We start from the raw sequence: 12992 nt of genomic DNA on the forward strand, positions 1-12992 counted from the left end.
TAAGCGAGATCACCCTTCCCCCGGCGCCTGCGCATGGATCGCCAGCGCGTGCACGCTGCCGGAGAGTTCCGCGGTCAGCGCTGAATTTATCATGCGATGGCGCTCGACCCGGCTCTTCCCTTTGAAGGCCGCAGACACGATATAAATACGAAAGTGCGTCTCGCCGCTCGGCCGATGGCCGGCATGGCCCTCGTGCAGATGTGACTCGTCGACGACCTGCAGGCTTTCCGGCGCGAAAGCTTCCTGCAACTTGTTGCTGATAATGTCTCTGGTAGCTAGATCTTTACTTATCATGTGTGCCTTTAAGGTGCGCGGATCGCACTCCGTCAATGCCCCATAGGCCGCATTCGGCGGCCGGCGTTCGCCGAAGGCAAGCTTCGGCTATGGGGGTTTTGTCCTAATCGCAATGTCAAGACTTGAAGGTTTTGGCATTGCGTAGTCAAAGTTGGTCATGCCGATCGATTCATCAAAGTTCTTCGACTCCATCCGGGTCAAGCCGACCAAGGGCAAGCCGGAAGCGAAGCCGCGCGACACTGTGGTCAATTGCGAGTGGGCCGGGTGCCAGAACAAGGGCGCCCACCGCGCGCCCAAGGGCCGCGAGAATTCGCGCGAGTACTGGCACTTCTGCCTGAACCATGTGCGCGAGTACAACCAGTCCTACAATTTTTTCTCCGGCATGAATGCCGATGCCGTGGCGCGCTACCAGAAGGACGCGCTGACCGGCCATCGTCCGACCTGGAAGATGGGCGCCAATGGCGGCGTCAAGAAGGGTGCGGAGGCCGAGATCGATGGCGGCTTCGATCCGTTCAGCATGTTCTCGGAGCTCAACGGCCGCGCCAGCTGGCGCCGGGGCCCGGAAGCCCCGCCCAAGCCCGAGACGCGCAAGGTGATGAACGCCGAGCGCAAGGCGCTCCAGGTGATGGGCCTCGGCCCCGACGCCACGCTCGCCGACGTCAAGAGCAAGTACAAGGCGCTGGTGAAGCAGCATCACCCCGATGCCAATGGCGGCGACCGCTCCACCGAGGACCGCCTGATCGAGATCATCAAGGCGTATAATTATCTGAAGACGGTGGTGCGCGAGGCCTAGGCAACGATCTCCGGGAAGGACAGTTCGCACACCAGTCCTTCCGACCTCCACTGCCGGGTAACCCTTCCGCGCAAGGTCCGGATGATGCCGTCGACCGCGCCGACCCCAAAGCCCTTGCGCGCCGGCGGCTCCTTGACCCGAGGACCGCCGCTCTCTGACCAGTGCAGCACAAGGGGCTCTGCATCGTTGGTCTGCCAGCGGATCTCCAATTTGCCCGAAGGCGTCGAGAGCGATCCGTACTTGGCGGCGTTGGTCGCGAGCTCATGCAGTGCGACCGCGATCGACTGCGCCAGCGTTGCCGGCAGCTGGACGTCGCCTCCCGCGATCCTGATCCGCTCGCCGTCCCGGCTTGCGTAGGGCCGCAGTTCCTCTTCGACGATGGTCTTCAGATTCGCGCCGGTCCAGCGCGAAGCCGAGAACAGCCGCTGCACGTTGGCAAGCGCGGCGAGCCGGCCCTGGAACGCGGCCTGGAACTCTTCTGCGGTATCCGCCTTCGTCAGCCGCAGCATCGCCTGAGCCACTGCGAGCAAATTGTTTGCGCGATGATCGACCTCGGACGTCAGCAGCATCATCCGCTGCTCCGCCTGCTTGCGAGCCGTGATGTCGACCAGCATGTTCACCGCACCAGCCAGCCGGCCGCGCTCGTCGCGCAACGGCGTCGGATACGGCATGAAGCAGATCCGTGAGCCGTCCGGCCGTTCGGCAACGGCCTCGACGTCGCGCACGGGGCGGTTCTGCCTGAGCGCGATGGCCATGGGACATTCGTCGTGGGGGAGCGGCGTGCCGTCGGGCAGATAGAGCTTCCAGGTCACGCACCACATCTCGCCGATCTTTGGCGTGCGTCCGGCAAAATCGATGCAGGCGCGATTGAAGAAGGTGATGCGGCCCTCTGCGTCGGTCGTGTAGATCGCGGCGGGCAACGCCTGGAGCAAGTCGCGGAACCGCCTTTCGGAATCCAAGTCGGCCTCGCTGCGGCTAGCAGCATACCGGGTTGCGATCTCGCCAATCCTGGCCTCGTCAGATTGTCCAAACAAGTCCAGCATTGCGTTCCTGGTGCGCGGGAGCTGGATAGGTAAGTCCCGAGACGCGCGGGTGTTCCAAGGTGGTGTCTCCGGGCCATGCAGACCGTCCTGTCACACCCTTGGCGTCGTCCCGGCCTAGTGCGCAATTGCGCACGGGGGGCCGGGACCCATAACCACAGGGAGAGGTTTGGCGAAGACTGGTAGTGAGAAGACTGGTAGTGAAGAATCTTCTCGCGGTACTAGCCCCTGCCTTCACCGATAAATCACGCGGTATGGGTCCCGGCCTTCGCCGGGACGACGGCGGAGTAAATGCGTCCGCGTCGTACGCCAACGGCACTCTAGTCGCCGGAAGCCTTCGGCATTGCGCCCACATAGGACGAGCTCGGCCGGATCAGCCGCCCCGTCCGCTGCTGCTCGCGTGCGTGCGCGGTCCACCCGGCGGCGCGCGCCACCGCGAAGATCGGCGTAAAGGCCTGGCGCGGGATGGCGAGGGCGTCGAGCAGGATCGCGGTGAAGAATTCCACATTGGTCTCCAGCGGCCGGTCCGGATTCTTGTTGCGCAGCGCCGCGCGGATATAGGCTTCGACCTCGCCGGCGAAGGGCAGGTCGGCGCCACCAGCGGAAAGCCGCTCGATCGCAGCCTTGAGCACGTCGGCGCGCGGGTCGCGCACCCGATAGACGCGGTGGCCAAAGCCCATCAGCCGCTCGCCGCGCGCCAGCGCCGCGTCGACCCACGGCTTGATCCGCTCGCTGGAGCCGATCGCATCCAGCATTTCCAGCACCGGTTCCGGCGCGCCGCCGTGCAGGGGCCCGGTCAGCGCGCAATAGCCTGCCGTCACCGCGGCGAACAGATCAGCCTGTGTCGAGGCCACCACGCGCGTGGTGAAAGTCGACGCGTTCATGCCGTGATCGCAGACCGTGACGAAATAGGCGTCCAGCGCCGCGACCTCGCGCGGCTCCGGTGACGTGCCGCGCAGCATCCGAAGCGTATCGGCGGCATGGCTCGCGTTCGGATCGGGTGTGACGGGGTCGAGACCCCCGGCGCGCCGGACCAGTGCGCCGGCAATCACCGGAAATGCGCCGACGATGATGGCCTCATCCTCCAGCCCGTTCTCTGCGCGTAGGCCGGCGACGGCTGCACGAAAGCCGTCGATGATGCCGATGCCGCGCGTTGCCGGCAAAAGGTCCGGAAGTCGCGCGAAGGCGCGCTCGCGCGCGGCGCCGAGGCTGGCCCGCACATTGGCTTCGCTCAGCGTGCTCCTGCTGGCGCCGTTCCAGAGCCGGGCGGTGACGCCCTCAAAGCTCGATGTGGCGGCCAGTCGGCCGACATGCTCGCCGGCGATGATCAGTTCGCCGCGCTCGCCGTCGACATGGCTCAGCACGGTTTCAGCCGCGGGAACGCCGTCCAGCCCGATCTGGCTTTTGGTGAGGTGGATGGTCATGGCCCAAATCTCCTGTTCACGACCTGGAAAGTCGGGCCTCTCGACAGATTGATCAATCTTGATTACATAAATCAATATGAAAGATTCTCCGGAGCTGTACCTCTCCGCCCGGGAAGCCGCGGCCGAGCTCGCGATCTCGCCGGCCACGCTCTACGCCTATGTCAGCCGCGGCCTGATCCGCTCCGAGCCGACACAGGACTCGCGAAAAAACCGCTACCGCGCCGAGGACGTCCGCGCCCTGAAGGAGCGCCGCGTGCCGTCGCCGGAGCCGCGCGGCCTGCGCAGCTTCGACGCCGACCTGCCGGTGATGGACACGGAGATTTCGACCATCACCGAGGACGGTGCGATCTACCGCGGCGTCAACTGCGTCGATCTCGCCGAGAACGACACGCTGGAGCACACCGCGACGCTGCTCTGGGATGTCTCGGGCGTCGATCCCTTTGCGCCGGACAATTATCCAGTGGTCTCCGACGAGATGCGCGCGGTCGCGCAGGCCGCGCGCCGTGCCGCGCCGATCGATCGCGCCATCGCCGTGCTGGCGCTTGCATCGAGCGCCGACCCGCGCGCCTTCACCCGCGCGCATGATGGACGTGCGATGGTCGGTGCCCGCATCGTCCGGCTCCTGGTCGCGACGATGCTCAATTCCGAGCCGTCAGCCGAGCCGTTGCACCAGCAGATCGCGCGCGCCTGGGCGCCCGACAACAAGCACGCCGCTGATCTCATCCGCCGCGCGCTGGTGCTGCTGGCCGAGCATGAATTGAATGCCTCCACCTTCACTGCGCGCTGCGCGGCCTCGACCGGCCTCAATCTCTATGATGCCGTCATCGCCGGCCTCGCGGCGCTGAAGGGGCCTAAGCATGGCGGCGCCGGCGTGCTCGCCTCGCAGCTGGTCAAGACGCTGGTGGATCGTGACGTCGAGCCGATGGTGCGCGAACGCGTCGCGCTCGGCGAACGCTTTGCCGGCTTCGGCCATGGCGTCTACAAGCGCGGCGACCGGCGCGCGCAGTCGCTGCTGAATGCGCTGGCCCGCGCCGGCGCACCGCGCAAATTCACGCGCGAGGTGCCGGAGCGCATCGCAGAGGCGACCGGCGAGCTCGTCAACATCGACTATGCGCTCGCAGTGCTCGTGCACGCGCTGCGCCTGCCGCCCGGCAGCGAGCTGGCGCTGTTCGCCATGGCCCGCAGCGTCGGCTGGATCGCTCATGCCAGCGAACAGTTGCAGCACGGCAAGCTGATCCGCCCGCGTGCGCGTTATGTGGGACCGGCGCCGGGACGGAGAGCTGTGGAGTTGAAGATTTAAGAGCGCGAACTTCTCCGCCGTCCCGGCGAAGGCCGGGACCCATACCGCGGAATCCATCGGTTGCGGACGCTAGCAGTACCGAACCACTAATCTTCGCCAAACTGTTTTCTGTGGCAATGGGTCCTGGCCTTCGCCGGGACGACACTGTGGGTGTGGTGCCATCAACCCCGCGGCCTCGCCGCCGCGACGCCGCCGCCGTGGCGGCGATGGATGGTCCAGATCGCCAGTCCCGCGATGGTCGCCACGCCGACCACGCTGAGAATCCAGATGTGCTTGCCGATATGCTCGTGATGCGGCAGCCCGGCATATTCGTGCAGCGCCGACACCGCCAAAACACCCGGCAGCACGTGCGCCGGCGCCCAGGCCAAGATCGCCGGGATGTTGATGGCGAAGAAGCGAACGGGCGTCATGCCGAGCGCGCCGGCCGTGACCGGGACAAAGGCGCGGATCGGCGGCACGAAGCGGGCGAAGAACACGGCCCAGGTGCCGAAGCGGTTGAAGAAGCTTTCGCTCTGCTCGACGACGCGCGGATAGTTGGTCAGCGGCCAGGTGTTGAGGATTTCGCGCTGCTGGCGGTGGCCGATCCAATAGGCCGAGCCGTCACCCAGCACGGCGCCGAGCGCCGCCGCCAGCAGCACCCATTGCAGCTTGAGCTCCCCACCCGGAACCAGCGCGCTCAGCGCCAGGATGATGGTCGAGCCCGGGACCACCGACCCGACCACCGGAACGGCCTCCAGCAGCGCCGCCAGAAACAGGGTCAAATAGGCCAGCCACGCATGGGCCGAGACGAATGCAATGAGGGGATCGAGAAAGGAGGTCACGTCGTCTTTCGTGTTGGGGCTGGGGGCTTCGGGTTCGATCCCTACAGAACCCTACATAAGTAACGGGCCCCGGTAAAAGTGCCACTCGCGTAGGCAGGGCTGGCATCCCGCCCGAAATTCAAGCGTGATTCGCAAGGCAGCCCTCCAAAAACTGCGTTCCTTGCCTATCTAAATGAAAAGACAACGGAACTTTGATTGTGGCGCGGGCTTCTGCCGGCACGTTGTCTCTGATAGGTTCGCAAACGCACCCAGCCGCAGCCCAACGTGCAAATAACTGGTCTCGGGATCGCCCGGGGCCTCGGAGGATTGATGACGACCGCCGCTCTGTCCAAAGTTGAGGAAATTTCCGGTTTGCCCGACATGAAGGTGTCGGTGCGCCAGGTGTTCGGGATCGACAGCGATCTCGAAGTGCCGGCCTATGCCGCCGTCGATCCTCATGTGCCCGAAGTCGATTCCGATTACCGCTTCGACCGCGCTACCACGCTCGCCATTCTCGCCGGCTTCGCCAAGAACCGCCGCGTCATGGTCACTGGCTATCACGGCACCGGCAAATCCACCCATATCGAGCAGGTCGCGGCCCGGCTGAACTGGCCCTGCGTGCGCGTCAACCTCGACAGCCACATCAGCCGTATCGACCTCGTCGGCAAGGACTCGATCGTGGTCCGCGACGGCAAACAGGTCACAGAATTCCGCGACGGCATCCTGCCCTGGGCGCTCCAGAACAATGTCGCGCTGGTGTTCGACGAATACGACGCCGGCCGCCCGGACGTGATGTTCGTGATTCAGCGTGTGCTGGAAGTCTCCGGCCGCCTGACGCTGCTCGACCAGAACAAGGTGATCAAGCCGCACCCGTCGTTCCGGCTGTTCGCGACCGCCAACACCGTCGGCCTCGGCGACACCTCCGGCCTCTATCACGGCACCCAGCAGATCAACCAGGGCCAGATGGACCGCTGGTCGATCGTCACCACGCTGAACTATCTCAGCCATGACGAGGAAGTGGAGATCGTGCTGGCGAAGGCCAAGCACTATCGCACTACGGAGGGCCGCGACATCGTCAACAAGATGGTGCGCCTCGCCGATCTCACCCGCAACGCGTTCGCCAATGGCGATCTGTCGACGGTGATGAGCCCGCGCACGGTGATCACCTGGGCGGAAAACGCCGACATTTTTGGCGATATCGGATTTGCTTTCCGGGTCACCTTCCTCAACAAGTGCGACGAGCTCGAGCGTCCGCTGGTCGCCGAGTTCTATCAGCGCTGCTTCAACGCCGAGCTGCCGGAATCGGCGGTGAACGTGGCGCTGAGCTAAGGTTTGAGATGTCGTCCCGGACAAGCGAACTCCTGACGGCGCGAAGCGCCGTTTGGAGGACGCGCAGATCCGGGACCCATAACCACAGGATGTGGTTGCTGCGAAGATCGGGGCCGTCAACGTGCTCAATAACTGCTCCCTGTGGTTATGGGTCCCGGCCTTCGCCGGGACGACGGATAGGGTGAAATGACCACCTCCAACTCCAAATTCCGCAACACCAAGGAAGCCCCGACCGAGCCGTTCAAGCGCTCGGTGGCGTCCTGCCTGAAGGCGATCGCCAAGACGCCGGAGCTCGACGTCAGCTTCGCCGCCGAGCGGCCGGGCCTTGCGCCAGGTAAAGCCCGTTTGCCCGAACCCGCGCGAAAAATGACCAAGAGGGATGCCGCGATCGTGCGCGGCCACGCCGATTCCATCGCGCTCAAGCTCGCCTGTCACGATCCAAAGCTGCATCGCAAGCTGATGCCCGGCAATCCGCAGGCGCGCGGCGTGTTCGAGGCGGTGGAGCAGGCCCGGGTCGAGGCGATCGGCGCGCGCCGCATGGCCGGCGTTGCCAAAAACCTCACCGCGATGCTCGACGATCATTTCCATCGCGGCAAGTTCGACGAGATCACCGACCGTGCCGACGCGCCGCTCGCGGACGCACTGGCAATGCTGGTGCGCGAGCGCCTGACCGGCATGACGCCGCCGACGGCGGCGAAGAAGGTAGTCGACCTCTGGCGGCCCATTCTCGAAGACAAGATCGGCAGGCGGCTCGACCGGCTCGACCACCTCGTTGAGGACCAGACCCGGTTCGGCGACGCGGTGCACGATTTGTTGTCGGCGCTCGAGCTCGGCGACGAGCGCAATGCCGACAGCGAGGACGATGACGATCAGGACGAGAACCGCGACGGCGACAACGACCAGTCCGGCGCCGAGGGCTCGCCCGATTCCGATGCCGCCCAGGAGATGAGCGCCGACCAGGCCCAGGCCTCGAGCGAGGAGTTGAGCGAGAGCGCGATGGAAAGCGCGCAGGCCTCGACCTCGGATACGTTCGACGACGGCGAGCTCGGCGACGACGAGACGCCGGGCGAGGCGACGCGGCCGAATTCGCGCGGGGCCAACGAGCCGCGCGGGCCGGAATACCATGCGTTTGCGCCGAAATTCGACGAGATCATCGCCGCCGAGGACCTCTGCGACCATGACGAGCTGGAGCGCCTGCGCGCCTATCTCGACAAGCAGCTCGCGCATCTGCAGGGCATCGTCGCGCGTCTGGCCAACCGGCTGCAGCGCCGGCTGATGGCGCAGCAAAACCGCGCCTGGGAGTTCGATCTCGAAGAGGGCATCCTCGATCCTGCGCGGCTGTCGCGCGTGGTGACCGATCCCTATCATCCGCTGTCCTTCATGCACGAGAAGGAGGCGACCTTCCGCGACACCGTGGTGACGCTGCTGCTCGATAATTCGGGCTCGATGCGCGGACGCCCCATCACCGTGGCGGCGACCTGCGCCGACATTCTCGCCCGCACGCTGGAGCGCTGCGGCGTCAAGGTCGAGATTCTCGGCTTCACCACGCGCGCTTGGAAGGGCGGCCAGTCCCGCGAGGCCTGGCTTGCCGCCGGCAAGCCGGCCAATCCCGGCCGCCTCAACGATCTCAGGCACATCATCTACAAGTCCGCGGACGCGCCCTGGCGCCGCGCGCGGAAAAACCTTGGCCTGATGATGCGCGAGGGCCTGCTGAAGGAGAACATCGACGGCGAGGCGCTGGACTGGGCGCACAAGCGCCTGCTCGGCCGGGCCGAGCAGCGCAAGATCCTGATGATGATCTCGGACGGCGCGCCGGTCGATGATTCCACGCTGTCGGTCAATGCCGGCAACTACCTCGAGCGGCATCTGCGCCACATCATCGAGGAGATCGAGACCCGCTCGCCGGTCGAGCTGATCGCGATCGGCATCGGCCATGACGTGACGCGCTACTATCGTCGGGCGGTGACGATCGTGGATGCCGAGGAGCTCGGCGGCGCCATCACCGAGAAACTCGCCGAACTCTTCAGCGAGACCAACACCGCGCCCCCGCAAGCTCCCAATCGTCCGCGCCGCAAATTGCATTCGTGAGCAAGCATCAATCCCGCCGCAGCTTTATTGGCCACGCGGCGGCGGGATTCTCCACCCTCGCAATCTCTCGATTTGCGCAAGCGCGGATTGCGGCCGAGCCGCCGCCGAAGCCTCCGCTGGTCGAGCGCGCCGTCACCGAGCCGGTTGCCATTGAGGTCAACGCGCGGCCGATTGCCGCGTTTGAGCCGCGCGACCGCGCGCGCGTGCGCTTCGGCTCGCTGCAATATCGCAGCGGCTTGGTGCTGACCTCGCCCTATCGCGGGTTCGGCGGATTGTCCGGCTTCCGCTTTCTCGACAGCAAGGGCGAGCGCTTCCTCGCGATCTCCGATCAGGGCGGCTGGTTCACCGGCGCCATCCGCTATTCCGGGCGCGAGATGACCGGGCTCGACAATGTCGAGGCCGCGCCGCTGCTCAATGCCAAGGGGCGGCCGATCACCGAGAAGCGGCTTTGGTATGATTCGGAGTCAATCGCGCGCGACGGCTCGTTCGTTTATGTCGGGCTCGAACGCGTCAACCAGATCATGCGCTACGACTTTGCCAAAGGCGGCACCCGCGCCCGCGGTGAGGTGCTGCCGGTGCCGCCTGGCGTGCGCCAGCTGCCTTACAACAAGGGGCTCGAGGCGTTGGTGTTCGTGCCCAAGGACGTATCAAAGAGCCAGCCGCTCGCCGGCACCTTGATCGCCTTCTCCGAGCGCGGACTGGATGCCGACGGCAATCTCGTCGCGTTCCTGATCGGCGGTGCCACGCCCGGCCAGTTCAGCGTCCGCCGCACCGATAAATTCGACATCAGCGATGCGGTGCTGCTGCCCTCCGGCGAGCTTCTCATCCTCGAGCGAAAGTTTTCCTGGTTCACCGGCGTCAACATCCGCATCCGCGCCATCCCGCTCAAGTCGATCGCGCCAGGCGTGCTGGTCGACGGCCCCGAGCTGTTCGCGGCCGATCTCGGCCACGAGATCGACAACATGGAAGGCATCGACGCGCACGTCACCGCCGACGGCGAGACCGTGCTGACGCTGGTCTCCGACGACAATTTCTCGTTTCTCCAGCGCACGCTGCTGCTGCAGTTCACGATGGTGGAGTAGGGGCGCCTCTCCCGTCATTGCGAGCGCAGCGAAGCAATCCAGAATCGTTCCGCGGCGGCAGAGTGGATTGCTTCGCTGCGCTCGCAATGACGACGGACGGAGGTTCGCCCGTCGCGCACCGCAATGCATCCCCCGCTAGCCGCCATGCCCGCCGCGCGGCTGGCAATCCGCGCTTCACTCACTACACTCCCTACATTGCCCCCTCCACCCTTCGGAACTCCCCCATGAGCGCCCTGTTTTCCTCGATCAAGCTGCGCGGCCTGACGTTGAAGAATCGTCTGGTGGTGTCGCCGATGTGCCAGTATTCGGCCGACGACGGCGTCGCCACTGACTGGCATTTTGCCCACATAAACAATCTGGCGCTGTCGGGCGCGGCGATGTTCTGCATCGAGGCGACCCATGTCGAGGCGATCGGGCGCATCACGCCGGGCTGCCTCGGGCTCTACAGCGACGCCTGCGAGGCGGCGCTGAAGCAGATCATGAGCTCGGTGCGCAAGCACTCCAGCACGGCAATCGCGATGCAGCTCGCGCATGCGGGCCGCAAAGCCTCCAGCGCGCGGCCCTGGGACGGCGGCCAGCTGATTCCGGTGAGTGAAGGCGGCTGGCAAACGGTGGCCCCAAGCGCCGTGCCGCACAAGGAGGGCGATGCCGCGCCGTTGGCGCTCGATGCAGGCGGACTCAAGCGCATCCGCGAGGCCTTCGTCGATTCGGCCCGCCGCGCGATGCGCATCGGCATCGATGCCATCGAGCTGCACGGGGCGCACGGCTATCTCATGCACCAGTTCCTCTCGCCGATCTCCAACAGGCGCACCGACGAATATGGCGGTAGCCTGCAGAACCGCATGCGTTTTCCGCTCGAAGTGTTCGACGCGGTGCGCGCCGTAGTCCCGCACGACAAGCCGGTCGGCATGCGGGTGTCGTCGACCGACTGGGTCGAGGGCGGCTGGGATCTGCCGCAGACGATTGAATTTGCGAGGGCGCTGAAGGCGCGCGGCGCCGACTGGATCGATGCCTCCTCCGGCGGCGTCTCGCCGCTTCAGAAGATCACGCTCGGCCCCGGCTACCAGGTGCAGTTTGCGGACGCGATCAAGCGCGAGACCGGATTGCCCACCATCGCCGTCGGCCTGATTACCGAGGCGAAGCACGCCGAGGACATCGTCGCATCCGGCAAGGCCGACATGATCGCGCTCGCCCGCGGCATGCTTTACGACCCTCGCTGGGGCTGGCACGCCGCCGCCGAACTCGGCGGCGAGGTCGAAGCCCCGCCGCAATACTGGCGCTCGCAGCCCTCGACGCAGAAGCAGCTGTTCGGCAAGACGACGTTCGGGGCGAGGTAGGGGTGAGACGCGATAGCGGGGCCACAAACTCCGCTGTCGTCCTGGCGAAAGCCAGGACCCATACCGCGAGGTCTATCGATGGCGCGCGGTAGGAGTACCGGGCAACCGCTCTTCGCCAAACGTCTTCCTAGGGTAATGGGTCCTGGCTTTCGCCAGGACGACGGAGGAAATTGTGGGTCGCATATCGCGCCCCTCACGTTCCCCCTCACGCATCCGTAACCCACCTTACCTTCCACCCGCCGCAAAACAGGCTTAACCTGTCGCGCACTCAAGCCCCATGAGGCCCGCCATGCGTTTTCGTTTTCGCAAAGCTGCCCATGTGCTGGAGCGCGTTGGCCTTGCCATGGCTGGCGCTGCGTGCGGACTGTTCGTCGGCGCCTATGTCGGCTCGACGATACCCGCGCTCACCACGCAGGGCTTTCTGCTGGTGATGATGCTGCTCGGCGTGGTCGGCTTCTATCTCGGCATCGACACGCCGCAGCTGCCGTTCGATGAAGCCCACAGCCAGATCGACGCCGCCGAATTGCTCAGCTCCGCCGGCACGCTGTGCGCCACGCTCGCCGCGTTCGTGTCGGTGGCCGTCATCGTGCTGCGGCTGGAGCCGCACGGCGCGCTGACCTGGCTCGTCTTCATCGCCTGGATCGCCGGCGTCGCCATGCAGATCGTTGCGGGTGCGAAGGCCAGGATGCGGAAGTAGGGCTGGCTAAAATCTCGATGTCGTCCTGGCCTAGTGCGCAGTTGCGCACGGGGGCCAGGACCCATTACCCCAAGCGGACGTTTGGCGAAGACTCGTCGCTCGGTACGCCTGCCGTCCGCAATCGATAGATTCCGCGGTATGGGTCCTGGCTTTCGCCTGGACGACGGCTGAGGATTTGTCGGCGCTTTCGGCTACGACAGCTGAAGCAGATCCCTCAAAACACCACGCCCACGCGCGTGCCGCGCTTCCAGGCGATGCGGCAGCGTTTCTTGGTGTTGACGTGCAGCAGTTCGAAACGGTCGGGGATTTTCACCTGGCCGCCGAGATCGACGCAGGCGCCGCCCGGCGAATAGTCGATCAGTGTGCACGGGATCACCGGCGCGCGGGGGTCGGTGATGATCTTGGCCTGGCGGGACACCAGGCCTGCGGGTTTGACCCGGGCATGTCGTCGCGGATGCATTGGCACTCTCCTCCAATTCCGCAGGGCTCGCGGCGGTGGGCTGCAATGATGCCGGGAAAGTTGATGCGATACGGCTAAGGCGGAGGTGAGAATTTTAATGAAAAATGGTGGAAGCGCGGTGGGGTGCGCCGCTGGCGCCTCAGTCTCCTGTCGTCCCGGCGAAAGCCAGGACCCATTACCACCGGCTTCAGTTTGGCGAAGATTCGTCGATCGGTACGCCTGCCGTTCGCAACCGAGAGATCACGCGGTATGGGTCCCGGCCTTCGCCGGGACGACAGTGTGTGGCGCGAACTTCCTCCCCACCGTTATTGCGAGCCTTGGAGGCACCTCACCCCACCACCTCCACCT

General features: G+C 65.4%; 12 protein-coding genes. 7 read left to right on the top strand and 5 right to left on the bottom strand.

The features are described 5' to 3' along the window. Window positions 1-9 precede the first annotated feature (9 nt). Window positions 10-294: a BolA family protein gene (locus IVA82_RS16485; protein WP_247390057.1), complete on the bottom strand. Its 285-nt coding sequence runs from the start codon at window positions 292-294 to the stop codon at window positions 10-12. 157 nt (window positions 295-451) lie between these two features. Between IVA82_RS16485 and IVA82_RS16490 the strand changes: the two genes are divergently transcribed. Next, window positions 452-1087, top strand: a complete 636-nt coding sequence (locus IVA82_RS16490; protein WP_247390047.1) for a DnaJ domain-containing protein — start codon at window positions 452-454, stop codon at window positions 1085-1087. Here IVA82_RS16490 and IVA82_RS16495 read toward each other — a convergent pair. Next, complete coding sequence (locus IVA82_RS16495; protein WP_247390048.1) at window positions 1084-2046, bottom strand: sensor histidine kinase; 963 nt, start codon at window positions 2044-2046, stop codon at window positions 1084-1086. The two genes, IVA82_RS16490 and IVA82_RS16495, sit on opposite strands and share 4 nt — an antisense overlap. 401 nt (window positions 2047-2447) lie before the next feature. Further along, window positions 2448-3551 carry a citrate synthase/methylcitrate synthase gene (locus IVA82_RS16500; RefSeq protein ID WP_247390049.1) on the bottom strand — a complete coding sequence of 368 codons (1104 nt, stop codon included), beginning with the start codon at window positions 3549-3551 and terminating at the stop codon, window positions 2448-2450. A 76-nt stretch (window positions 3552-3627) separates the two neighbouring features. Between IVA82_RS16500 and IVA82_RS16505 the strand changes: the two genes are divergently transcribed. Next, window positions 3628-4851: a citrate synthase family protein gene (locus IVA82_RS16505; protein WP_247390050.1), complete on the top strand. Its 1224-nt coding sequence runs from the start codon at window positions 3628-3630 to the stop codon at window positions 4849-4851. Between the two features lie 161 nt (window positions 4852-5012). On the opposite strand, the gene IVA82_RS16510 is transcribed toward IVA82_RS16505, so the two are convergent. Further along, window positions 5013-5672, bottom strand: coding sequence for a DedA family protein (locus IVA82_RS16510; protein ID WP_247390051.1), 660 nt, complete (start codon window positions 5670-5672; stop codon window positions 5013-5015). 309 nt (window positions 5673-5981) lie between these two features. On the opposite strand from IVA82_RS16510, the gene cobS reads away from it, so the two are divergent. The 5 genes from cobS (at window position 5982) to IVA82_RS16535 (ending at window position 12184) form a co-directional block, all read left to right on the top strand. Continuing rightward, on the top strand, window positions 5982-6980 hold the full coding sequence (cobS, locus tag IVA82_RS16515) for a cobaltochelatase subunit CobS (RefSeq protein WP_247390052.1): 999 nt from the start codon (window positions 5982-5984) through the stop codon (window positions 6978-6980). Window positions 6981-7166: 186 nt separating this feature from the next. Further along, window positions 7167-9068 carry a cobaltochelatase subunit CobT gene (gene cobT / locus IVA82_RS16520; RefSeq protein ID WP_247390053.1) on the top strand — a complete coding sequence of 634 codons (1902 nt, stop codon included), beginning with the start codon at window positions 7167-7169 and terminating at the stop codon, window positions 9066-9068. Continuing rightward, window positions 9065-10150, top strand: coding sequence for an esterase-like activity of phytase family protein (locus tag IVA82_RS16525; RefSeq protein WP_247390054.1), 1086 nt, complete (start codon window positions 9065-9067; stop codon window positions 10148-10150). Before cobT ends, IVA82_RS16525 begins: the two co-directional genes overlap by 4 nt. Window positions 10151-10374: 224 nt before the next feature. After that, window positions 10375-11487 (top strand): NADH:flavin oxidoreductase/NADH oxidase, encoded by a 1113-nt coding sequence (locus IVA82_RS16530; protein ID WP_247390055.1) that lies wholly within the window; start codon window positions 10375-10377, stop codon window positions 11485-11487. A 289-nt stretch (window positions 11488-11776) separates the two neighbouring features. Then, window positions 11777-12184 carry a hypothetical protein gene (locus IVA82_RS16535; protein WP_247390056.1) on the top strand — a complete coding sequence of 136 codons (408 nt, stop codon included), beginning with the start codon at window positions 11777-11779 and terminating at the stop codon, window positions 12182-12184. Window positions 12185-12398: 214 nt separating this feature from the next. Here the strand turns inward: IVA82_RS16535 and IVA82_RS16540 are convergent, their stop codons facing one another. After that, window positions 12399-12644: a PilZ domain-containing protein gene (locus IVA82_RS16540; protein ID WP_187436442.1), complete on the bottom strand. Its 246-nt coding sequence runs from the start codon at window positions 12642-12644 to the stop codon at window positions 12399-12401. Window positions 12645-12992 lie beyond the last annotated feature (348 nt).

The organism is Bradyrhizobium sp. 142 (assembly GCF_023074015.1).
Lineage (GTDB): Bacteria > Pseudomonadota > Alphaproteobacteria > Rhizobiales > Xanthobacteraceae > Bradyrhizobium.